The 23,163-nt window shown below is 71.3% G+C and carries 19 protein-coding genes; 8 read left to right on the forward strand and 11 right to left on the reverse strand.

The genetic code is table 11. The features are described from left to right. Positions 1 to 6: 6 nt before the first annotated feature. From PV963_RS31985 to PV963_RS32005, 5 genes are all read right to left on the reverse strand, one after another. Complete coding sequence (locus PV963_RS31985; protein WP_274819735.1) at positions 7 to 846, reverse strand: carbohydrate ABC transporter permease; 840 nt, start codon at positions 844 to 846, stop codon at positions 7 to 9. Positions 847 to 851: 5 nt separating this feature from the next. After that, positions 852 to 1,781, reverse strand: a complete 930-nt coding sequence (locus tag PV963_RS31990) for a carbohydrate ABC transporter permease (protein ID WP_274819737.1) — start codon at positions 1,779 to 1,781, stop codon at positions 852 to 854. Positions 1,782 to 1,796: 15 nt separating this feature from the next. Next, entirely contained in the window at positions 1,797 to 3,164 is a 1,368-nt protein-coding gene (locus PV963_RS31995) for an extracellular solute-binding protein (protein ID WP_274819739.1), read from the reverse strand. Between the two features lie 129 nt (positions 3,165 to 3,293). Further along, a complete protein-coding gene (locus tag PV963_RS32000) occupies positions 3,294 to 3,992 on the reverse strand; it encodes a response regulator (RefSeq protein WP_274819741.1) in 699 nt (232 codons plus the stop codon). Continuing rightward, positions 3,989 to 5,677 carry a sensor histidine kinase gene (locus PV963_RS32005; protein WP_274819743.1) on the reverse strand — a complete coding sequence of 563 codons (1,689 nt, stop codon included), beginning with the start codon at positions 5,675 to 5,677 and terminating at the stop codon, positions 3,989 to 3,991. Before PV963_RS32005 ends, PV963_RS32000 begins: the two co-directional genes overlap by 4 nt. A 177-nt stretch (positions 5,678 to 5,854) precedes the next feature. Between PV963_RS32005 and PV963_RS32010 the strand changes: the two genes are divergently transcribed. Next, positions 5,855 to 7,249, forward strand: a complete 1,395-nt coding sequence (locus tag PV963_RS32010; protein ID WP_274819745.1) for a cation:dicarboxylate symporter family transporter — start codon at positions 5,855 to 5,857, stop codon at positions 7,247 to 7,249. Between the two features lie 83 nt (positions 7,250 to 7,332). On the opposite strand, the gene PV963_RS32015 is transcribed toward PV963_RS32010, so the two are convergent. Next, complete coding sequence (locus PV963_RS32015; RefSeq protein ID WP_274819747.1) at positions 7,333 to 7,950, reverse strand: TetR/AcrR family transcriptional regulator; 618 nt, start codon at positions 7,948 to 7,950, stop codon at positions 7,333 to 7,335. 108 nt (positions 7,951 to 8,058) lie between these two features. Here PV963_RS32015 and PV963_RS32020 point away from each other — a divergent pair, with 108 nt between their 5' ends. Next, positions 8,059 to 9,732: a DHA2 family efflux MFS transporter permease subunit gene (locus tag PV963_RS32020; RefSeq protein WP_274819749.1), complete on the forward strand. Its 1,674-nt coding sequence runs from the start codon at positions 8,059 to 8,061 to the stop codon at positions 9,730 to 9,732. Positions 9,733 to 9,746: 14 nt separating this feature from the next. Beyond that, complete coding sequence (locus PV963_RS32025; protein ID WP_274819750.1) at positions 9,747 to 11,243, forward strand: AAA family ATPase; 1,497 nt, start codon at positions 9,747 to 9,749, stop codon at positions 11,241 to 11,243. Positions 11,244 to 11,249: 6 nt separating this feature from the next. On the opposite strand, the gene PV963_RS32030 is transcribed toward PV963_RS32025, so the two are convergent. Both PV963_RS32030 and PV963_RS32035 read right to left on the reverse strand, forming a co-directional pair. Then, complete coding sequence (locus PV963_RS32030) at positions 11,250 to 12,140, reverse strand: aldo/keto reductase (RefSeq protein ID WP_274819752.1); 891 nt, start codon at positions 12,138 to 12,140, stop codon at positions 11,250 to 11,252. A 1-nt stretch (position 12,141) separates the two neighbouring features. After that, positions 12,142 to 13,056 (reverse strand): NAD-dependent epimerase/dehydratase family protein, encoded by a 915-nt coding sequence (locus tag PV963_RS32035; RefSeq protein WP_274819754.1) that lies wholly within the window; start codon positions 13,054 to 13,056, stop codon positions 12,142 to 12,144. A 45-nt stretch (positions 13,057 to 13,101) separates the two neighbouring features. On the opposite strand from PV963_RS32035, the gene PV963_RS32040 reads away from it, so the two are divergent. From PV963_RS32040 to PV963_RS32060, 5 genes are all read left to right on the forward strand, one after another. Continuing rightward, complete coding sequence (locus PV963_RS32040) at positions 13,102 to 13,611, forward strand: Lrp/AsnC family transcriptional regulator (protein ID WP_274819755.1); 510 nt, start codon at positions 13,102 to 13,104, stop codon at positions 13,609 to 13,611. A 29-nt stretch (positions 13,612 to 13,640) separates the two neighbouring features. Further along, entirely contained in the window at positions 13,641 to 14,054 is a 414-nt protein-coding gene (locus PV963_RS32045) for a MerR family transcriptional regulator (protein ID WP_274819757.1), read from the forward strand. After that, positions 14,051 to 14,365 (forward strand): thioredoxin family protein, encoded by a 315-nt coding sequence (locus tag PV963_RS32050; protein WP_274822177.1) that lies wholly within the window; start codon positions 14,051 to 14,053, stop codon positions 14,363 to 14,365. The genes PV963_RS32045 and PV963_RS32050 overlap by 4 nt, the downstream gene beginning before the upstream one ends. A 135-nt stretch (positions 14,366 to 14,500) precedes the next feature. Further along, positions 14,501 to 16,780, forward strand: coding sequence for a HelD family protein (locus tag PV963_RS32055; protein ID WP_274822178.1), 2,280 nt, complete (start codon positions 14,501 to 14,503; stop codon positions 16,778 to 16,780). Positions 16,781 to 16,843: 63 nt separating this feature from the next. Beyond that, entirely contained in the window at positions 16,844 to 18,232 is a 1,389-nt protein-coding gene (locus PV963_RS32060) for a cytochrome (RefSeq protein ID WP_274819758.1), read from the forward strand. Here PV963_RS32060 and PV963_RS32065 read toward each other — a convergent pair. The 3 genes from PV963_RS32065 to PV963_RS32075 all read right to left on the reverse strand — a co-directional run bounded on the left by PV963_RS32065 (position 18,201) and on the right by PV963_RS32075 (position 23,128). After that, positions 18,201 to 18,692 carry a hypothetical protein gene (locus PV963_RS32065; protein ID WP_274819760.1) on the reverse strand — a complete coding sequence of 164 codons (492 nt, stop codon included), beginning with the start codon at positions 18,690 to 18,692 and terminating at the stop codon, positions 18,201 to 18,203. The two genes, PV963_RS32060 and PV963_RS32065, sit on opposite strands and share 32 nt — an antisense overlap. A 146-nt stretch (positions 18,693 to 18,838) precedes the next feature. Further along, on the reverse strand, positions 18,839 to 21,649 hold the full coding sequence (gene glgB, locus PV963_RS32070; RefSeq protein ID WP_274819761.1) for a 1,4-alpha-glucan branching enzyme: 2,811 nt from the start codon (positions 21,647 to 21,649) through the stop codon (positions 18,839 to 18,841). A gap of 36 nt (positions 21,650 to 21,685) precedes the next feature. After that, positions 21,686 to 23,128, reverse strand: a complete 1,443-nt coding sequence (locus PV963_RS32075; protein WP_274819763.1) for a maltokinase N-terminal cap-like domain-containing protein — start codon at positions 23,126 to 23,128, stop codon at positions 21,686 to 21,688. Positions 23,129 to 23,163: the final 35 nt, after the last annotated feature.

The following is a 23,163-nucleotide window of genomic DNA, read 5'->3' on the forward strand; positions in this document are numbered from 1 at the left end:
CGCCGGTCAGCCCTTCACCGCCCCGCCCAGTGCGAAGCCCCCTCCCAGGCGCCGGGCGATCAGGACGTACAGCAGGATCACCGGCGTCGAGTAGACGATCGAGAACGCAGCCAGCTGCCCGTACGCCACCATCCCCCGGTTCCCGAAGAAGTCGTTGATGCTGACGGACGCCGGCATCTGGTCGGGCGTCAGCAGGAGCATGAAGGGGACGAAGAAGTTGCCCCACATCATGACGAAGGAGAAGACCGTCACGACGGCCACGCCCGGGCCCATCAGGGGCAGCACGATGCGGATCAGGGACTGGAGGGACGAAGCCCCGTCGGTCCAGGCCGCCTCTTCGAGTTCCCTCGGTACGCCGTCCATGAAGTTCTTCATCAGCCAGATGGCGAAGGGCAGTTGGGACGCGGCGAAGAAGAAGACCGTGCCGTGCATGGTGTCGATCAGGTCCACCTGGACGAACAGCGCGTAGACCGGAACCATGATCGCCGTGATCGGCAGACTCGTCGCGAAGAGGATCGTCAGCAGGAACGGACGGTTGAAGCGGGAGCGGAAGCGGGTCAGAGGGTAGGCCGCCAGGGCCGCGCAGATGACCGTCAGCAGCGTCGCGCTGCCGCACAGCACCAGGCTGTTCAGCAGCGGCGTGAAGGTGATGTCCGAGGTCAGGATCGCGTCGAAGTTGTCCGAGGTGAGGCCGTCGGGTGCCTTGACCCGGAGGTCGGCGTGGGGGTCCAGGGAGGACAGGACCACCCAGGCCAGGGGGAGCACGAAAGCCGCGGCGACCACCAGGAGACCCGCGTCCGCCGCCAGACGGCGGGTCGTGCGGCGGGAGGCGAGTGTGACTGCCATGTGGGTCAGACCTCCGTTCGCAGCAGGCGCAGATAGACGAGCGAGAAGAGGGAGCCGACCAGGAGGAGGAGCAGGGCCACCGCCGTGCCGTAGCCGATCAGGCTGTTCTGGAAGGCCTGTTCGTACATGAAGAGCGGCAGCGTCTGGCTCTTGCCGCCGGGGCCGCCCCTGGTCATCACCCAGATCAGGCCGAAGACCGAGAGGGTCTGGAGGGTGTTGAGCATCAGGTTCGTGCCGATGGAGCGGCGGATCATGGGGAGGGTGATGTGCCACATGCGGCGCCAGCCCCCGGCCCCGTCGACCTCGGCGGCCTCGGTGATCTCCTTGGGGATCTCGTTCAGCGCGGCCGAGTAGACCAGCATGGAGAGCGCCGTACCGCGCCAGACGTTGGCGAAGGACACCGCCAGGATGGGGAGCGTGAACAGCCAGTTCTGGGAGGGCAGGTGGAGCCAGTCCAGGATGGCGTTCAGGGTGCCCTCGCGGCGGAAGAAGGCGTAGAGGAGGAAGCCGGCCACGACCTCCGGCAGCACCCAGGCCGTGACCACGATGCCGCCGGTGAGCGTGCGGACCGGTTTCGACGCGCGCCGCATCAACGCCGCCAGGGCGAGGCCGAGCGTGTTCTGCCCGACCAGTGACGACAGGACCGTGAACACCAGCGTCAGCCATACGGCGTTGAGGAACGCCTCGTCCCCGAAGGCCCGGGTGAAGTTCTCGAAGCCGACGAACGAGTCCTGGGCCTGGCCGGTGAGCTGGAGGTCGGTGAAGGCGATGTAGAAGCAGTAGGCGATCGGGCCGGCGAGGAAGAGGAGCAGGAGGACGACGGCGGGGGTGAGGGGGAGGGCGCGGACCAGCGCGCCCGGGCCCCGCCGGGGGCGGCTGGGAGCCGTGGGGCCGGGCGTCTTTCCGAGGTCGGTGTGCGGTGCCGTGGTGGTCATCCGGGCAGACCTCGCCTACCGCTCGACGACCTGGTTGTCCGTGGCGTCCTTCAGGGCGTCCACGTAGTCGCTCGTCGCCTCGTCCACCGACATGTCCCCCGTCGTCACACCCTCCATGGCCTCCTGGATGGCCGTGGAGACCTTGGGGTAGGCCGGGTAGGCGGGGCGGTAGTGGGTGTTCTGCACCAGGTCGGTGAAGAATTTGATGCCGGGCTGGGCTGTGGCGTACCCGGGGTCCTTCGCCACGTCCTCGCGGACCGCGATGCCGGAGTTGGCGACGTACCACTTCTGCGCGTTGGCCTTGGTCTGCATCGTCTTGATGAACTCGAAGGCCAGGTCCGGGTTGCCGGCCTTGGCCGGGATCGACCAGGTCCAGCCGCCGGACATGCTCACCTTGCCGGGCGCCTGGCCGTGCTGTGTGGGCATGGCGGCGAGGCCGAGCTTCTCGGGCCACTCGGGCCACTCGTGGCCGCTGCCGGGCAGCCAGTCCTGCGGCAGCCAGGAGCCGTCGAGGGCGATGCCGAGGCTGCCCTTGGGGAGCCACTCGCCGCGCACCCGGGTCATGACGTTCGGGTCGAGCGCGTCGGAGACGTCCGGGCCCAGCTTCTCCTCGTAGACCGTCTCGACGAAGGCGAGGGCGTCCTTGAAGCCCTGGCCGCCGGCGACCCACTTCTTCGAGTTCTTGTCGTAGAGGGGGTCCGTGCGGCCGTCGTTCGTGCCGTAGAGCAGCATTTCGAAGGTCTGCATGGTGGCCGCCTCGCCGACCGGTTTGCCCGTGTAGACGTTGAGCGGGATGACGCCGGGGACCTTCTGCTTGATGGTGCGGGCCGCGGTCAGGACGTCCTTCCAGGTCTTCGGCTGCCAGTCGGCGGGCAGGCCGGCCTTGGCGAAGATCCCTTTGTCGAACCAGAGTCCGCGGGTGTCGGTGCCGTCGGGGACGCCGTAGGTCTTGCCGTCCTCGCCCTTGGCCGCCGCCTTCGCCGTGTCGATGAACCGGTTCCAGTCGGGCCACTTGGCGAGGTAGGGGTCGAGGGGCTTGAGGTAGCCGCTGGTGATGTCCGAGTTGATGAGGAACGTGTCCTCGTAGACCAGGTCGGGGGCGGTCTTGGGGGAGCGGAGCATCTGCTGGAGCTTGGTGTAGTACTCCGAGTCCGGGGCCTTGATCGGGACGAGTTCGACCTTCTTGCCCGGGTGGGCCTTCTCGAACTGCTTCTTGATGTCCGCGAGATAGGTGTCCATCACCTTGATGGAGTTGTCCGTGGACTGTTTGAAGGAGACCTTCACGGTGTCGGGGTCGCTGCCGGAACCGCCACCGCAGGCGGTGAGGGCGGTCGCGGCGAGGGCCAGGGCGAGGAGAGGTGTTGAAGCGGCGGTGGGGCGCACGGCACGAACCTCCTACGGACGCACTTCGTTGTGGCCGGGACGGCTGCGTGGTGAACCTAAGTTGAGTGGTCTAGTCAGGTCAATGCGTGTGCGCCGGTTCGATCGTGGCCGGCCGTGGCCGACGGCCCGTCACTGGCCGGTGACCCAGCGGTACTGCAACTCCGGTCGCCCCACCGTGCCGTACTGCGGGCGGCGGGCCGCGCGGCCCGCGTCCACCAGGTGCTCCAGGTAACGGCGGGCCGTGATGCGGGAGATGCCCACGGTCTCCGCCACACCGGCGGCCGTGAGGCCCTCCACGCTGTCGCGCAGGGCCACCGTCACCCGCTCCAGCGTCGGTGCGCTCAGCCCCTTCGGCAGGGCCGCCGGGCCCGGGGCGCGCAGGGCCGCCAGCGCCCGGTCGACCTCGTCCTGGCCGCTCGCCTCGCCGACCGCGGCATGGAACTCGGCGTACCGCACGAGGCGGTCGCGCAGGGTCGCGAAGGTGAACGGCTTCAGGACGTACTGCACGACTCCAAGTGAGACACCCTCGCGCACGACCGCCAGATCACGCGCCGACGTCACCGCGATCACGTCCGCGTGGTGTCCGGCCGCCCTCAGGGACCGCGCCAGTTGCAGACCGTGCACGTCCGGCAGGTGCAGGTCGAGCAGGAGCAGGTCGACGGGCGTGCGTTCCAGGGCCCGGCGTGCCTCCGCGCCCGTGTGCGCCTTGCCCACGGCGACGAAGCCCGGGACCCGGCCGACGTACAGGACGTGGGCGTCGGCGGCGACCGGGTCGTCCTCCACGACCAGGACGCGGATGGCCCTCTCGGGCGTGATGTCGCTCGTCATGCGTCGCCTCCAGCGCCTGAGGGCACCGAGGCCCCGGATGTCACGCCCTCGGCCACCGCCTCCGTCTCCCGCAGTGGCAGCCGTACCTCGAACTGTGCCCCGCCCCCGTCGGCCTCCGACACCGACAGCGTCCCCTCGTGCCGCTGTACCGCCTGCCGTACCAGGGCCAGCCCCAGCCCCCGGCCGCCCGGCCTCGCCGGCTTGGTCGAGAAGCCCCGCTGGAAGACGGCCTCGGCGTGCTCCGGATCCACGCCCGGGCCCGTGTCCGAGACCCGCAGCACCAGCTCCGGGGCGTCATCGAGGGCCTCGGGGTCCTCGGTGTCCTGGGTGTACGCCGTCACCGTCACCCGTGCCCGCACACTGCCCTGTGCCGCGTCCACGGCGTTGTCGATCAGGTTGCCCAGGATGGTCACCAGGTCCCGCGGCGGCAGGGACTCCGGCAGCAGACCGTCGTCCAGGCTGCTGTCCTCCGACACCATCAGCTCCACGCCCCGCTCGTTCGCCTGGGCCGTCTTGCCCAGCAGCAGCGCCGCCAGCACCGGCTCGCTCACCGCCGCCACGACCTGGTCGGTCAACGCCTGAGCCAGCTCCAGCTCGGCCGTCGCGAATCCCACCGCTTCTTCCGCCCGGCCCAGCTCGATCAGCGAGACGACCGTGTGCAGTCGGTTCGCCGCCTCGTGCGCCTGTGAGCGCAGCGCCTGAGTGAAACCCCGCTCGGAGTCCAACTCGCCCATCAGCGACTGGAGTTCGGTGACGTCGCGCAGGGTGACGACCGTACCGCGCCGCTCACCGCCCGACACCGGCGAGGTGTTGATCACCAGTACCCGCGACGCCGTCAGATGCACCTCGTCCACCCGCGGCTCCGAGGCCAGCAGCGCGCCGGTCAGCGGGACGGGCAGCCCCAGCTCCGCCACCGACCTGCCCACCACGTCCCCGGTCACGCCGAGCAACTCCCGCCCTCCGTCGTTGATCAGCGCCACACGGTACTGCCCGTCCAGCATCAGCAGCCCCTCGCGTACGGCGTGCAGGGCCGCCTGGTGGTAGTCGTGCATCCGGCTCAGCTCGGAGGCGTTCATGCCGTGGGTGTGGCGGCGCAGCCGGGCGTTGATGACGTAGGTGCCGACGGCGCCCAGGGCCAGCGCGCCGGCCGCGACGCCGAGCAGGGCCGTCAGCTGGTCCTGCACCCGCTGGGTGATCTCCTCGACCCGGATACCCGCGCTGACCAGGCCCACGATCTTCTTGCCGTCCTGGATCGGGGTGACCGCGCGGACCGAGGGGCCGAGCGTGCCGGTGTAGGTCTCGTCGAAGGTCTCGCCCTTCAGAGCCTTCGCGGTGTGGCCCCGGAAGGGCTGGCCGATCTGGGCCGGGTCGGGGTGCGTCCAGCGGATGCCCCGTGGGTTCATGATCGTTATGAAGTCGACCTCGGTGTCCCGCATGACCTTCAGCGCGTACGGCTGGAGCTCGGCGGTCGGGTCGGAGGTGCGGGCCGCCTCCAGCACGGAAGGGGAGTCGGCGACGGACCGCGCCACCGCCCTGGCCTGGCGCCGCGCCGCCTCTTCAGCCTGGCTCCGGTCGCTGACATAAGTGAACAGCGCATATCCGGCCACGACGACAGCTATCAGTACGGCCTGCATGGCGAAGAGCTGGCCCGCCAGGCTGCGGGGACCGGGGACGGAGAAGCGCATGTCGTCAGTCTGCCTCGTGGCTGATTGTGAACTAAATGAACGGAAGGGTGACCGCGCTCACAGAGCAGGACATAGTCACGGCATTCCCCAATACGCATCTCCGGGAGCCCCCGCTCCCTCTTCCCGGACGTGAGCCGCACGCCGGTGATGCCGACGACGTCGTCAAGGAGGGCCGCCGTGACCAGCGCAGCCGATACGGCACCTGCCGCACCCAAAGCCAAGCGGGACCGCACGCACTATCTCTACATCGCGGTGATCATCGCGGTCGCCGCCGGTATCACGGTGGGTCTGGCCGCACCCGACTTCGCTGTCGAGCTGAAGCCGATCGGAACCGGCTTCGTGAACCTGATCAAGATGATGATCTCGCCGATCATCTTCTGCACGATCGTGCTGGGCATCGGCTCGGTACGGAAGGCCGCCAAGGTCGGAGCCGTCGGCGGTATCGCCCTCGGCTACTTCATGGTGATGTCGCTGGTCGCGCTGGGCATCGGCCTGATCGTCGGCAACATCCTGGAGCCGGGCTCGGCCCTCGCGATGACCGACGCGGTCAAGGAGGCCGGTCACGCACAGGTCGACCCCGAGGCCACCACGAACACCACCGACTTCCTGCTGGGCATCATCCCGACCACGATCGTGTCCGCCTTCACCAACGAGTCGGTCCTGCAGACCCTGCTGATCGCCCTGCTCGCCGGCTTCGCACTGCAGGGCATGGGCTCGGCGGGCCAGCCGATCCTGCGCGGTATCGAGCACATCCAGCGGCTCGTCTTCCGCATCCTCGCCATGGTGATGTGGGCCGCCCCGATCGGTGCCTTCGGTGCCATCGCCGCCGTCACCGGCTCCGCCGGCCTGGACGCGCTCAAGAGCCTCGCCGTGCTGATGCTCGGCTTCTACGTCACCTGCTTCCTGTTCGTCTTCATCGTGCTCGGCATCCTGGTGCGCGTCGTCTCCGGACTGAACATCCTCACCCTCTTCAAGTACCTGGGCCGTGAGTTCCTGCTGATCCTGTCCACCTCCTCCTCCGAGTCCGCGCTTCCGCGGCTCATCGCGAAGATGGAGCACCTGGGCGTCAGCAAGCCGGTGGTCGGCATCACCGTCCCGACCGGCTACTCCTTCAATCTCGACGGCACCATGATCTACATGACCATGGCTTCGCTGTTCATCGCCGACGCCATGGGCACGCCGATGTCGATCGGCGAGCAGATCCCGCTGCTGCTCTTCCTGCTGGTCGCCTCCAAGGGCGCCGCCGGTGTCACCGGCGCCGGCCTCGCGACCCTGGCCGGTGGTCTCCAGTCGCACAAGCCGGCCCTGGTGGACGGTATCGGCCTCGTCGTCGGCATCGACCGCTTCATGAGCGAGGCCCGCGCCCTGACCAACTTCGCCGGCAACGCCGTGGCCACCGTGCTGATCGGCACCTGGACGAAGGAGATCGACAAGGACCGCGTGAACCGGGTCCTCGCCGGTGAGCTGCCCTTCGACGAGGAGACGCTGCTGGACGACGGGCACGGCGGTCCGGCCGCGGACCACTCCGAGGTGCCCGAGCAGGGCGGCGAGAAGGAGCTGGCGAAGACCTGACGGCCCGCGCGCCGCGCCCCGCGAGACTCCGGGCGGCTGAGTGTCCCCCCGTCGCTCAGCCGCCCGGTCCTTGCTTTCGCGGATCAGTCATTCAGCTTCGCCACCAGCTCGGTGGCCTTCGAGGCGGGCACGCCCGCCGCGGTCAGCACCGTGACCGCGGCGCAGCGGCCCGCCTCTTGCGCTGCCACGAGCCCGTCGTTCACCGCCTCCATCAGCGCGACCAGCATCTGCTCGTGCACGTAGGCCAGGGCCGGAGCCGGCAGCGGTGAGCTGAAGACGCCCTCGTCGAGGCCGCGCCGGAGCACGCCGGTGGCGGCCTCCCGAACCGGGGCGAGCCGCTCCCTGATGCCCTGCATGGTGACCGTGCGCTGGGCGAGCGCGATCAGCAGCCGGTAGCGGTCGGCGAGCTCCCACACCGCCAGCACCGAGCGGGCCACGGACTCCGCCGGGTCCTCCACGCCCGCGCGCCCCGCCGCGTGCGCGATCGACAGGGCCTGAACCGCCTCGTCGACGAGCGTGCTGATCAGCGCCTCACGGCTCGGGAAGTGCCCGTACACCGTCCGCCGTACGACGCCCGCGGCGCGTGCGATCTGGTCCATGGAGGCGTCGGGGTCGCGCAGCAGCTCGGCGAGGGCGACGTCGAGGATGCGGCGCCGGTTGGCGTCGGCGCGGCTGGTGTTGCCCGTGGTCATGGACGCCATTGTGCCGCCCCTTCCTCGATTTGCACAGCAGTGTGCAACGGCGTACATTGCACAGCGTTGTGCAAATGCACGCCCATGTGCAAGTCAGTGAGGAAGGCGACCCCTGCCATGCGACTCGTCATGACCGAACCGGCCGAGCGGATGGACCGCCCCTACGCACGCCGCTGGTGGGCGCTCCTCGTGCTCTGCCTGAGCCTGCTGATCATCGTGATGGCGAACACCGCCCTCACCGTCGCCGCGCCCGACATGACCGAGGACCTGGGCCTGTCCAGCGCCGACCTCCAGTGGGTCATCGACGGCTACACCGTCCCCTACGCCGCGCTGATGCTGCTGCTCGGCGCGACAGGCGACAAGTACAGCCGCCGGGGCGCGCTCGTCCTCGGGCTGGTGGTGTTCGGCGGCGGTGCCGTCTCCGGCTACCTCGCCGACAGCGCCACGGCGGTGATCGCGGCGCGTGCCGTGATGGGCGCCGGCGCTGCGATGATCATGCCTGCCACGCTGTCCCTGCTCGCGGCGACCTTCCCGCGCGCCGAACGCGCCAAGGCCATCACCCTGTGGACCGCCACGGCCGGGCTCGCCATCGCGGCCGGTCCGCTGGTCGCCGGGGCGCTGCTGGAGCACCACGGCTGGTCCTCGACGTTCCTCATCAACGTCCCCGTCGCCGCCCTGGCCATCGTCGGCGCGCTCGCCCTCGTACCGCCGTCCAAGGCCGGCCACCACGGGCGGATCGACTACGGCGGCGGACTGCTGTCGGTGGTGTGGATCGGCGCGCTCGTCTACATGATCATCGAGGGTCCGCACTTCGGCTGGGGCGCCAAGGCGGTCACGGCGGCGGTCGTCGCGGGCGTCGCGCTCGTGGCCTTCGTGCTCTGGGAGCTGCGCCACCCGCGTCCCGTCCTCGACGTGCGCCGCTTCACCGACCGCGGCTTCGCGGGCTCCAACCTCGCCGTCGCCCTGTTCTTCCTGGCCGTCTTCGGCGCCTTCTACTACCTGACCCAGCACCTCCAGTTCGTCCTCGGCTACGACGCCCTGGACACGGGTCTGCGCATGCTGCCGCTGGCCGGTGCCGTCTTCGTGGGCTCCGCCCTCACCGGCTACCTCACCCCGCGGGTCGGCATGAAGTGGACCGTCACGGCCGGCATGGTCGGCGGCACCGCGGCCCTGGCGCTGCTCACCCAGATCGACTCCGGGTCGTCGTACGGCGACTTCGTCGCGCCCCTGATCGTGCTCGGCCTGGCGATCGGGCTCGCGCTGTCGCCCTGCACGGACGCGATCATGGGGGCGTTCCCGGAGTCCGAGCTGGGCGTCGGCGGTGCGGTGAACGACACCTCGCTGGAGCTCGGCGGTTCGCTCGGCATCGCCATCCTCGGCTCGCTGCTGGCGACCTCGTACTCCGGTCACCTCTCGGACGCCACGGCCGGCCGGGGGCTTCCGGCCTCCTCCCTGGAGACGGCCCAGGACTCGGTGGGGGCCGGGTACGCCGTCGCCCAGGGGCTCGGGGGCAAGGCGCGGCAGCTGGCCGAGCAGGCGGCGCACACGAATGACCCGCAGCAGGCGGAGCGGCTCAAGGCGCAGGCCGGGCAACTGGCCGACGGGGCCCGGCAGATGGCCGACGCGGTGGGGGCGTCCTTCTCCGACTCGGTCGCGCACACCAGTCTGGTCGGCGCGGTGGTGCTGGGCGTCGGTACGGTGGCCGTGGCGCTGTTGCTGCCGGGCAGGGGGAAGGCCGTCGAGGAGTCTGCCGAGGAGGGCAGGCAGGCGGAGTCCGTCGGTGCCCGCTGACGAACGGAGGGCGTATGACGGAAGGGCTCGAGATCATGAGCTCGGACGAGTACCGGGCGCGGTACGGGGCCGAGCGGGAGGCGTCGCCTCTGTCCATGGAGCAGATCAGCGGGCTGTTCCATGAGTTCCTGACGGCGGTGGCCCGGCCGAAGCGGCAGGACGGCGACGGCAGCCGGGATCTGTCCCGGCGGCTCCGTGAGCACCTGGGGTCCACTCCGGGGGACCGGCCCGTGGTCAAGGCCGCCTACCCGTCGTACGACCTGCCCAATGTCCATCTCGCGCTGGAGCGCTGGTTCGGCGGGGACGGGCGGTCGTTCGAGCTCATCGGGATGCGGGGCGCCCAGCACCACGGTGAGCTGACGCTCGGCGACATCCTCGAAGCGGCCGACCGGTACGACCGGTTCACCGTCGGGTCCGTCGACTACGCCCAGCTGCCGGTCTCGCCCGATGCCGAACTCGCCTGTGTCTCCTGCGGTTTCTACCTCGGGGCCGAGGGCGAGGACCGGTTCGCCGTGCTGTTGCGCGGACCGCAGGACGAGTACGGGCGCAACAAGGTGGAGATCGAGGTACTGGCCGGTCAGAAGGAGTTCGCCGACCGGCTGCTCGCCGAGATCGACGTGCTCGTGCGCGAGCTCAACATCTTCCGGGGGCAGATCCTGTCCTTCGAGGGCTCGGAGTTCGGCACCGGCCTCGGACCGTTCCGCTTCCACCGCAGGCCCGGACTGACCCGGGACGACATCGTGCTCCCGGACGGGCTGCTGGAGCGGGTGGAGCGGCAGGTCGTGGGCGTGGCCCGGCGCCGGGAGCAACTGCGCGCGGCCGGCCAGCACCTGCGCCGGGGCCTGCTGCTGTACGGCCCGCCCGGCACCGGCAAGACCCACACCATCCGCTACCTCCTGTCCCACCTGCCCGAGTTCACGGTCGTCGTCCTGTCCGGGACGAGCATCGAGGCCATCGGCCCGGCCTGCGCCCTGGCCCGGATGCTCCAGCCCGCGCTGGTCGTCCTGGAGGACTGCGACCTGATCGCCGAGGCCCGCGACTACGGCGGCGGCGAGCAGCCGCTGCTCTTGACGGTCCTGAACGAGATGGACGGCCTCGCAGACGACGCCGACGTGGCCTTCCTGCTCACCACCAACCGCGCCGACCTGCTGGAACCGGCCCTCGCCCAGCGCCCCGGGCGCGTCGACCTGGCCGTGGAGATCCCGCTGCCGGACGCGGACGGCCGTGCCCGCCTGCTCGGCCTGTACGGCTCCGGCCTCGGCCTGGACAAGGAGATCACCGACGAGGTGGTGGCCCGCACGGAGGGCACGACGGCGTCCTTCACCAAGGAGCTCGTACGCCGGTCCGTACTGATCGCCGCCGAGCGCGAGTCGCCCCGCACCGAGGCGCGGGACATCCGCGCCGCCCTCGACGAACTCCTCTCCGACCACGACCGGCTGACCCGGCGACTGCTCGGGGTGGGACGCGCCGAGGACGCGGAGACATCCCAGGACGGCGACACCTTCGAGTGACCGGCCTCAGGGCCCGGCGGCCTCGTCCAGACGTGCCCTTTCCTCCTGGCTGAGCGACAGGTCCGCCGCGGCCGCCGAGTCCCCGGCCGTCTCCGGCCGGCTCGCCCCCGGGATCGGGATGACGGCGGGGGAGCGCGCCAGCAGCCAGGCCAGGCCGACCTGCTGGGGGCTGACACCGCGCTCCGCCGCGACCTCGTGGAAGGCGGCCAGGCGTTCCCTGCCCTCCGTGCGCGACGGCCCGTCCAGCGAGCTGCGGGCCAGCCCGCCCAGCGGGCTCCACGGCAGGAACGCCAGCCCCAGGTCCGCGCACAGCCGCAGCTCCGGCTCGCCGGCCCGGACGGCGGGGGAGTACCGGTTCTGCACCGACACCAGCCTCTCGCCGAGGATCTCGCGCGCCCGGCGGATCTGGTCCGCGTCGGTGTTGGACAGCCCGGCCAGCCGGATCGTGCCCGCGTCGAGCAGCTCGCGCAGGGCGCCGACCGACTCCTCGAAGGGCACTTCGGGGTCCGGCTTGTGGAGTTGGTAGAGGCCGATCGCCTCCACACCGAGGCGCTTGCGGGAGGCCTCGGCGGCGGCCTTGAGGTGACGCGGGGAGCCGTTCACCGTCCAGTCGCCGCCGGCCGGGCGGCCACGGCCGCCCTTCGTCGCCACCAGCACGCCGGAGGTGTCACCGCCGTACGTGGCCAGCGCGCGGGCCAGCAGACGTTCGTTGTGGCCGGGCTCCGCGCCCGGCAGATGGTACGAGTCGGCCGTGTCGAGGAGGGTCACGCCCGCGTCGAGCGCGGCGTGCACGGTGGCCAGGGCGCGCTCCGCGTCCGGCCGGCCCTCGATGGACAGCGGCATCGCGCCGAGCCCGACCGCGCTCACCCGCAGCCCGCCAAGTGTCCTGTACCGCATGTCAGTCGCCCTTCCCGAGCGTCTCGGCGACGGCACGCGGCAGCCACTGCCGGACGTCGGTGAAGGGGAAGCCGAGCCGGGCGGACCGGGCGTTGTCCATGCCGTAGGAGCGGCGGAAGGAGAACGGGGAGACCTCGCCGACCTCGACGGGCCCGAACACGGTCCGGCCGCCCGGGACATGCGCGGCCACCGCCTCGCACAGCTCCTCGGTGGTCAGCGTCCCGTGCGAGGCGGCGTTCACCGGCCCGGTGAACTCCTCGCCCGCCGCCCAGGCCAGGAACCGGCCGATCTCCTCGACGTGGACGTAGGTGGCGGGCCGGTTCACCACCGGCACGGCGATCGGCTCGCCGGTGCGTATCCGCTCGGCGTAGTGGGCCAGCCGCCCGGTGAAGTCGTCGTCCCCGCCCAGCACATGGGCTACCCGCACCGCCGCGTACGGCAACGCCGGGCCGTCGGCCGCGAGGACCGCCTCGGCCTGCCGCTTTCCCTCCCCGTAGTTGGCCTCCAGGAACGCCGGGTCGTCCCAGGGCAGCCCGAGGTCGACGCTGACCGTGGCCGGATCGACGGCCTCCTCGCGGACGAGGGCGGGGGAGTCCTCGTACTCGTACACCTCGACCGTGGAGGTCATCACATAACGGCGGGTGCGGCCGGAGAAGACGCGGCGGGCGAGGGCCGCCTGGCGGGGTGTGTAGCAGACCTGGTCGACGACGACGTCGAAGACGCGCGAGCCGAGCGCGCCGGTCAGGGACCGCTCGTCGTCCCGGTCGGCGACCAGGTGCTCCACCCCGGCCGGCGGCGGGGAGGAGCCCCGGTTCAGCACGGTGACGCGGTGCCCTGCGGCGAGCAGCCGTGCGAGCAGACGCTTTCCGACGTAACGGTTCCCGCCGATGACCAGGACTTCCAGGGCCTTTTCCATGACCATAATTCTCCTGGCGTACATCGACGTCCTGAAGGGGGAACCATGGGAGTTCGGGCAACCGCGCCGAAAGAACCACGGCATCTGCGCACCACCGCCGACGAAACCTCGGTGGTCTTCGACGGGCTGGACCGGCAGATCCTCCAGCTGCTCCAGACCGACGGCCGGATCAAGCTCAGCGAGCTGGGCCGCCGGGTCCGGCTCAGCCCGGCGGCGGTCACCGAGCGGGTGCGGCGCCTGGAGGCGGCGGGCGTGATCAGCGGCTACGCGGCCCGGGTCGTGCCGGCCCGGCTCGGCTACGGCATCCAGGCGTTCATCCGGGTGAACCCGCACGGCGGCTACAACCTGAAGCACCCAAGGACCCTGGAGCTGATCGAGCGGCCCGAGATCACCGAAGTGCACCACGTGGTCGGGGAGGACTGCTGGATCCTCAAGGTCGCCGTCCGGGACACCGTCCACCTCGAGGAGGTGCTGGAGGAGGTCTCCGCGCTGGGCCGCACCACGACGTCGATCGTGCTGACCTCCCCGGTGGAGCGGAAACCGCTGTTGCCTTGACGTCGGCGTCAAGGACTACGTTCGGCCGTATGCGAATCGGCGAGCTGGCCGCACGGGCCAGGACCACGACGCGGACGCTGCGGTACTACGAGTCGCGGGGGCTGCTGCCCGCGCGGCGTGAGGACAACGGGTACCGGACGTACGACGAGTGCGATCTGAAACTGCTGGAGCAGATCAGGACGCTGCAGGACTTCGGCTTCGACCTGGAGGAGACGCGGCCCTTCGTGGAGTGTCTGCGGGCCGGGCACCCCGAGGGCGACACGTGCCCGGCGTCACTCGCGGTCTACCGGCGCAAGCTGGACGAACTCGACGCCCTGATCGGTCAGCTGACGAGCGTACGCGAGACGGTCGCCCGGCAGCTGGCGCGGGCCGAGCTGGCCGCCGAGGCGGAGGTTCCGGGGGGTCCGGAGCCTGATTGCGAGCTGGGGAGGCACACGTGGTGACCGACGTGACGGACGCGGACTTCGCGGCGGACGTGATCGGCGCCGACCTGCCGGTGCTGGTGGAGTTCACCGCCGACTGGTGCCCGCCCTGCCGGCAGATGGCGCCGGTGCTGAAGGCCCTCGCCTCCGAGGAGGGCGACCGGCTGAAGGTGGTGCAGCTCGACGTGGACTCCAACCCGGAGACCACCAATACGTACAAGGTGCTGTCCATGCCGACGTTCATGGTGTTCCGCGGGGGCGAGCCAGTGAAGTCGATGGTGGGCGCACGGGCCAAGCGGCGGCTGCTGGAGGAGCTCGCCGACGTGCTGTAGCCGCCGGCCCCGACAACGGCCCGGAAACGAGGAAATCCCCCGAGCAATTGCACTCGGGGGATTTCCTTGCGTATATTTGTTTGTTCGTGACTTCAAGTCGATTGAAGCCATGGTGAAGTTCAGTGAGCACAGTATATCCGGGCGGGAGCGGAATTGTCAAACACCGAATTTCCGGACGATGAATTGCGACAGGAGCAGGAATTCATCGACGGGTTGTACGCGCGCGTGGACGCACTGCGCGGCGACACCGAGACCTCCGTCACGGACGCGCTCGCGCAGGGCAACACGCCCATGCAGGCCAGACTGGAGCGGGACATCCTCGTCGCCGAGCGATCCGGGCTGCTCGCCGCGCTGAACGCGGTCGACGGCTCCCTGTGCTTCGGCCGGATCGACCTCACCTCGGGCGTGACCCACCACATCGGACGCATCGGCCTGCGCAGGGACGACGCCGACCGCACACCGGTCCTGATCGACTGGCGTGCCGACGTCGCCCGCCCCTTCTACCTGGCCACCGGCCACACCCCGATGAGGCTCAGGCGCCGGCGGCACATCGCCACCGACGGCCGGCGGGTCACCCACCTGCACGACGAGATCCTCGACCTCGGCGACGAGACCCGCACCGGCCACGAGGACCCGTCGGGCGACGCGGTGCTGCTCGCCGCGCTCAACTCCGCGCGCACCGGCCGGATGAGCGACATCGTGCAGACCATCCAGGCCGACCAGGACCGCATCATCCGCGCCCCGCACCGCGGCGTGCTCGTGGTGGAGGGCGGCCCGGGCACCGGCAAGACGGCCGTCGCCCTGCACCGCGCCGCGTATCTGCTGTACGAGCACCGGGAACTGCTCGCCAAGCGGGCGGTGCTGATCGTCGGCCCCAACCCGGCGTTCCTCGGTTACATCGGTGAGGTGCTGCCCTCCCTCGGTGAGACCGGCGTGCTCCTCGCGACCGTCGGCGAGCTGTTCCCCGGAGTGAAGGCGACGGCCACCGACACGCCGGAGGCCGCCGCCGTGAAGGGCCGCGCGGAGATGGCCGACGTCCTCGCCGAGGTCGTGCGCAGCCGGCAGGCGCTGCCCGACCCGGTGATCGCCATCGAGCACGAACGCGAGGTGCTCATGCTGGACGACGGCCTGGTCAACGTTGCCCGGGAGCGCACCCGCGACGCGAAACTGCCGCACAACGCGGCCCGCGAGCACTTCGAGGGGCACATCCTCAACACCCTCACCGAGCTGTACGCCGAGCGGATCGGCACCGACCCCTTCGACGGGTCCAGCCTGCTCGACCCCAGCGACATCACCCAGATCCGCGACGACCTCGCCGAGAACCCCGAGGTCTGGGCCGCGATCGACCAGCTGTGGCCGCTGCTGACCCCGCAGCGGCTCGTCGCCGACTTCCTCGCCGCACCCGAGGAGTTCCTGCCCCCCGGGGACGCCGCGGCCGTACGCCGCCCCGTGACCCGGCGCTGGACCGTCGCCGACGTGCCGCTGCTCGACGAGGCCGCCGAACTCCTCGGCGAGGACGACCGGCTGGCCCGGGAGCGCGCGCAGCGCGAGCGGGAGCGGCAGATCGCCTACGCGCAGGGCGTGCTGGACGTGTCGTACGCGTCCCGCACCTACGAGTTCGAGGACAAGGAGGAGGACGACCCCGAGTCCTCCGAGGTGCTCTCCGCGCACGACATCATCGACGCCGAGCGGTTCGCCGAACGGCACGAGGAGGACGACCACCGCAGCGCCGCCGAGCGCGCCGCCGCCGACCGCACCTGGGCGTTCGGGCACATCATCGTGGACGAGGCGCAGGAGCTGTCGCCGATGGCGTGGCGGCTGCTGATGCGGCGCAGCCCGACCCGCTCGATGACCCTGGTCGGGGACCCCGCGCAGACGGCGGAGGCGGCCGGTGTCGGCTCCTGGTCGGGCATCCTCTCCCCGTACGTCGAGGACCGCTGGGAGCACACCCGGCTGGGCGTCAACTACCGCACCCCGGCCGAGATCATGGACGTCGCCGCGGCCGTGGTCCGCGCCGAGCACCCGGAGTTCGAACCGCCGAGCTCGGTCCGCTCCACGGGCGTACGCCCCTGGGCACGCGCCACCGACGACCTCCCCGGTGCCGTCGCCAAGGCGGTCGAGGAACTCACCCCCACCGAGGGGCGGCTCGCGGTGATCGCGCCGCGCGATCTCCACCGCGGCCTCGCGGCCCGGCTGGACGGCGTGACGGCGGGCGCCGAACCCGACCTCACCCGGACGGTCGTCCTCCTCGACCCGCGCCAGGCCAAGGGCCTGGAGTTCGACTCCGTCCTCGTGGTCGAGCCCGGCCGGTACGGCACCAGCGACCTGTATGTCGCCCTGACCCGGGCCACCCAGCGGCTCGGCGTGCTGCACACCGGGGAGCTGCCGAAGGCACTGGCCGAGCACTTCGTGTAGGAGAGGTAACGGTTCGTGTCGTAGTCACTGCCTGTGCACGGCCGGTGCGGTAAGCGTTGCGGTATGGAAGCCCAGCCCTCCGCGGCCGTGCCGGCCGACAGTCCGCTCCTCGGATCCCTGCCCGTCGAGCCGCTGCTCACCTCGGAGTTCGACGCCGACCCCGGCGCGGTGTACGGGAGGCTGCGCCGTCTGCACGGGCCCGTGGCGCCGGTCGGGCTGATGGGCGTGCCCGTGTGGCTGGTGCTCGACTACCGCGAGGTCCTGGAGGTCCTGCGCAACGAGTGTCAGTGGCGGCGCGACATCCGCTACTGGCGCGCCCGCGCCCAGGGCGAACTGCCGTCCGGCTGGCCGCTGCTGGCCGGCTACGAGGTGCGGCAGACGATGTTCATGGACGATGAGGAGCACCGCGCCGCCCGCCAGACCCTGCACGCGGCGCTGCGTCCCTTCCAGGAGGCGCGCGGCCCGCAGGGCTGGGAGCTGCGGGCGGCCGTCTCCCGCTACGCGGACGACCTCGTCGCGCTGCTGGCCGCCGAGTCCGGCACGGCCGGCTTCGCCGACCTGGGCGCCCAGTACACCCGGCCGCTGCTGCTCATGGTCACCACCAGGCTGTTCGGCTGCCCGGTGGAGCTGGGCGACGAACTGGTCATGGACCTGTGGCGGATGCTCGACGGCGGTCTTGGCGCCGAGCCCGCCACCGCCCGCGCGCTGGCGGCCTTCACCCGGCTCGCCGCCCACCGCCGGGCCCGCCCCGGCGACGACCTCACCTCGTACATGCTGCTGGCCGACCCGCACCTGTCCGACGAACAGCTCGGCCGGGAGCTGTTCATGAACGCGGTCTACCTCAACGACATCACCGGCAACATGGTCCTCAACACGCTGCTGGAGGTCATCCGGGGCAACGCCACCGTCCGCCGCAGCCTGTCGGCGGGGCAGCTCGGCGAGACGGTCGAACGGGCCGCCCTCGCCAACCCGCCGGTCGCCAACATGTGTTTCCGCTTCGCCGCCCGGGACGTCCCGCTGGGCAACTACAGGATCAGGGCCGGGGACGCCGTCTCACCGTCCGCCGCTGCCGCCCACCAGGACCTGCTGGCGATCGGCACCTCCCCCCTCGTCGACCCGGCCCTCAGGACCCGCTCCCACCTGGGCTGGGGCGCCGGTCAGCACCAGTGCCCCGCCGCCGCGCGCGAACTCGCCGGTGTCCTCGTGACCCACGCGGTGGGCCGGATCCTCGACCACTTCGATGCCGTGGAACTCACCCTGCCGCACGACCAGTTGCCATGGCGGACGGGCCCGGTGGTCCGGGGCCTGCGGCTGCTGCCGGTGCGCTACGAACTGAGCCGGTCCGCCCGCTCCGCACGGCCGCACAGGGGCGGCACGGGCCAGGGCACGGACCGTCAGACCACGGGGCTGCTGGCCGGGCTCAGGAGGCTGATGTCCAGGACCCAGGGGTAGCGCCCGCCTTCCTGGCGCGGAGCTCGGTCGCGTAGCCCGCGCCGATGGCGAGCAGGGCGGCGGCCAGCGCACAGGACACGGACGCCCAGTTCATCCACACGTAGGAGGAGTCACTGGAGTAGACGGTGCCGTCGTCGCGGACACAGTCGAAGCGCAGCGGCAGGTACGAGGAGCGGTGGTGGGTGAGGCCCTGGATCGTGGCCGGGGCGAAGCCGTCGAGGCAGGCCGGAGCGGGGACCGAGGCCGCGCCGTCGCCGAACGCCTGCTCCGAGCCCCAGACGGCGAAGAACCCCAGGGAGTAGACGGACGCGGCCGCCCACGCGGCCATCCCCGCCGCACGGCGCAGCAGAAGTGGCGGCCAGGGCTCGGGCCGGCCTGGAAAGGCCATGGCGAGGACTCCCGCGGCGGCGATGAGCGCGCCGACGGCACAGACGGCGGAGATACCGAGTCCGACCAGCACGTCCGTCACTCCCCGCCGTGCGCAGGAACGGCGGGGAGCGGCACGGGAAGTGGGGTGGCACGGTCCATGCCGCCACCCCACCAGGGCCGCAGCCGACGGGCTGTGACGGAAGCCACGCCTCCCGTCACAGCGGTGTCACAGGCCGCCTACGCCGGGCGCAGCCACACCGTCGACAGCGGCGGCAGGGTCAGCCGGATGCTCGCCGGGCGGCCGTGCCAGGGCTGGGCCTCGGGCTTGACCGGGTCGGGGTTGGTGACGTCGCTGCCGCCGTAGGCAGCGGCGTCGGTGTTGACGGCCTCGTGCCAGGCCGGGACGTCCTCGGGCACGCCCAGCCGGTAGTCCTGGCGGACGACCGGCGCGAAGTTGGACACCGACAGCAGCGGGTTGCCCTCCGGGTCCAGCCTCAGGAACGCCAGGACGTTGTCGTCGGCGGCGTCCCCGACCACCCACTCGAAACCGGCCGGGTCCGTGTCCAGCCGCCACAGCGCCTCAGTCGCGCGGTAGACGGTGTTGAGGTCGCGGACCAGGTCACGCACGCCCCGGTGCTCGGGCTCCGCCCCATAGCCCGGATCGAGAAGCCACCAGTCCGGGCCGTGCGCCTCGGACCACTCGGCGCCCTGCGCGAACTCCTGCCCCATGAACAGCAGCTGCTTGCCGGGGTGGGCCCACATGAAGCCCAGGTACGCCCGGTGGTTGGCCCGCTGCTGCCACCAGTCGCCCGGCATCTTCGACACCAGGGAGCCCTTGCCGTGCACGACCTCGTCGTGGGAGATCGGCAGGACGTAGTTCTCGCTGTAGGCGTACACCATCGAGAACGTCATCTCGTGGTGGTGGTACTTGCGGTACACCGGCTCGTGGCTCATGTACTGGAGCGAGTCGTGCATCCAGCCCATGTTCCATTTCAGCCCGAACCCGAGCCCGCCGAAGCCGCTCGGGCCCTTGTGGTGGGTGGCCCGGGTGACGCCGTCCCAGGCGGTCGACTCCTCGGCGATCGTGACCACACCGGGCACCCGGCGGTACACCGTCGCGTTCATCTCCTGGAGGAACGCCACCGCGTCCAGGTTCTCCCGGCCGCCGTGCTCGTTGGGCGTCCACTGGCCCGGCTCTCGCGAGTAGTCGAGGTAGAGCATCGACGCCACCGCGTCCACGCGCAGTCCGTCGATGTGGAACTCCTCGCACCAGTACAGGGCGTTCGCGACGAGGAAGTTGCGCACCTCGTTGCGCCCGTAGTCGAACTCCAGCGTGCCCCAGTCGGGGTGCGCGGCCCGCAGCGGATCCGCGTGCTCGTACAGGGGCCGCCCGTCGAACTCGGCCAGCGCCCAGTCGTCGCGCGGGAAGTGCGCGGGCACCCAGTCCATCAGCACGCCGATGCCGGCCTGGTGCAGCGAGTCGACCAGGAAGCGGAAGTCGTCGGGCGTGCCCAGCCGGGCCGTCGGCGCGTAGAACCCGGTGACCTGGTACCCCCAGGAGCCGCCGAACGGATGCTCGGCGACCGGCATCAGCTCGACGTGCGTGAAGCCCAGGTTCTTCACATACCCCGGGAGCTGCTCGGCCAGTTGACGGTACGTCAGCCCCGGGCGCCACGACGGCAGATGCACCTCGTACACCGAGAACGGCGCCTCGTGCGCCGGTGCCTGAGCGCGCCGGGCCAGCCACTCGGCGTCGCCCCACTCGTACCGCGAGGACGTGATGACCGACGAGGTCGCGGGCGGCACCTCCGTGCGGCGGGCCAGCGGGTCGGCACGCATCGTCTTCGAACCGTCGGGGCGGGTGATCTCGAACTTGTACAGCTCGCCCTCGCCGATGTCCGGCAGGAACAGCTCCCACACGCCCGACGAGCCCAGCGACCGCATGACGTGGCCGGTGCCGTCCCAGAAGTTGAAGGTGCCGGCCACGCGCACGCCGAGCGCGTTCGGCGCCCACACCGAGAACCGGGTGCCGGTCACGCCCTGGTGGGTCGTCGGGTGCGCGCCCAGCGCCGTCCACAGCTCCTCGTGCCGGCCCTCGCCGATCAGGTGCAGGTCGAGGTCGCCCAGCGTGGGCAGGAAACGGTAGGCGTCCTCGGTGTCCAGGACCGTCCCCTCGTACTCCACGAGCAGCCGGTACTCCGGGACCTCCCGCAGCGGCAGCAGCCCGGAGAAGAACCCCTCCCCGTCGTCGTGCAGCTCCGCCCGCACCTCGCCGGCGACGACGGTCACCGACAGGGCGTACGGCCGGAACGCCCGGAACGCGATCCCGCCGGGCACGGGGTGTGCGCCGAGCACGGAGTGCGGGTTGTGATGCGTGCCGCCCAGCAGCCGCGCCCGGTCCGCCGCGCCGACGGCGGGCGAGACGGCGATCTCCATCTCCGGCGGGGCGGTCTGGGCGGGGGCTGCGGTGGCTTTCCCTGCGGTGGCCTTCTTGGCGGTGGCCTTCTTCGCGGGGGCTTTCCTGGCGGGTGGCTTGGCGGCTGTGGCCTTGGTGGCGGTGGCCTTGGTGGCTGCCGCCTTCGACGACGGGGCCTTCTTGGCGACCGCCTTCGTGGCTGTGGCCTTCTTGGCCACCGCCTTGGTGGCCGTCGCCTTGGCGGCTGTGGCCTTCTTCGCTGTGGCCTTCTTCGCGGTCGCCTTCTTGGCGGCTGTCTTCGTCGCGGTCGTCTTCTCGGCCGTGGCTTTCGTCGCGGTCGCCTTCGCAGGAGCCGCCTTCTTCGCGACGGCCTTCTCGGCGGCCTTCTTCGCGGTCGTCTTCGCCGGGGCCGCCTTCTTGGCCGCGGCCTTCGTCGCGGGTGACTGCGCGGCGGGCGTCTTCTTGGCGGCGGCCTTCTTCGCGGGGGCAGTCGCCTTCTTGGCCGCTGCCTGTTTCGGCACCGCCGTCTTCTTCGCGGCACTCTTCTTCTGGGCGGCCGTGGGCTGCTCGGGGATCTTCTCCCCGGCCGTCCCCTTGGGACGGGAACCGCTGGACTCAGGACGGGGGGTCACGGGCGGAGCCTCCAGGACGCAGGTGGGTCAGTCAGGTCAGGTCAGACGGCCGGACGAGGCGAGCCGGTCTATGGCGGCCAGGGGCACCGGCAGCCAGTCGGGGCGGTGCCGGGCCTCGTACACCACCTCGTAGATCGCCTTGTCCGTCTCGTAGGCGCGCAGCAGCACCGGATCGGTGCGCGGATCGAGGCCGGAGGCCTCGGCGTACCCGGAGCAGTACGCGGACCGGCAGGTCTCCGCCCAGTCCGGCTGGGGCGGATCGGCCGAGCGGGCCGCGTAGTCGAAGGACCGCAGCATGCCGGCGACGTCCCGCACCGCCGGCTGCGGCATGCGCCGCTCGGCCAGCGGCCGGGCCGGCTCGCCCTCGAAGTCGATCAGCCACCACTCGCCGGCCGGCGAGCGCAGGCACTGCCCGAGGTGCAGATCGCCGTGCACGCGCTGCGCGGTCCAGGTGCGGCCCTCGGCGGCCAGATCGCCCAGCGCCGTGAACGCCGACCGCAGCCCGTCGGCGTAGGGCCGCAGCGCGGGTACCGCCTGGACGGCCGCCTCCAGCCGCTCGATCATGCCGTCCACCATGAGCCGCAGCTGCATGTGACCGAGCGTGACCGTCGGCAGCGCGCGGGCCAGCGAGGTGTGCACCTCGGCGGTGGCCCGTCCCAGTGCCCGCGCCTCGGCGCCGAAGTCCTCGCCCTTGGCCAGCTCGCGCAGCGCCAGTTCCCAGCCGTCGGAGGCGCCCTGCACGAACGGCTGGAGCACCCCCAGTACGTACGGCTGGCCGGTCAGGTCGGCCGCGCCGGAGGAGATCACCGGGTCCACCGTGGGGTCGACGTCCGCGACCATCCAGGCCGTCGGCGCGGGCACCCGGGGGCAGCCCTCGCGCGCCAGCGCCAGCGGCAGCTCCAGGTCCGGGTTGACGCCGGGCACGATCCGGCGCAACAACTTCAGGATGAACGTATCTCCGTAGACGATCGACGAGTTGGACTGCTCCGCGGTCACCACGCGCGGCACCAGACCGGACCGGATGTCCTGGTCGAGGTCCCGCTCGAAGCGGAGCCCGCCGATCCGGGCCTGGGTGCGCAGCGCCTCCAAGAGCAGCTCGGCGGGCCGGGCGTCGTGCAGGGCGTCGTAGGCCGTCCGGCCGGCCAGCGGCCCCGTCGACAGGTGTCCGATCAGCGCGGGCGCCAGCCGAGGCGGCAGCGCCTCGCGCACGCCTATCAGCAGCTGGTAGCAGTCGCCGGGATGGCCGGGCGCGCCATGGGAGGGCACGAGCGGCTGGTGGGCGCGGACGAGCAGGTGGTACAGGCCCAGCTTGCCGTTGGACGGGAGCAGCTCGGTGGCCTCGACCAGCGTGAACCCGGTGACGGGACGTCCCTTGCCCGCGAACCAGCGCTGCCGCGGCAGCCACTCCCGCAGCAGCGGATCGAGGGAGGCAAGGAGGCCGGGTGGGGTGGTGACGGTGCGTGTGACGGCTTCCGACATGGCGTCGCGTCCTTTCACCCATGATTGGTGCGCCT

The sequence above is a fragment of the Streptomyces coeruleorubidus genome, from assembly GCF_028885415.1.
GTDB lineage: Bacteria > Actinomycetota > Actinomycetes > Streptomycetales > Streptomycetaceae > Streptomyces > Streptomyces coeruleorubidus_A.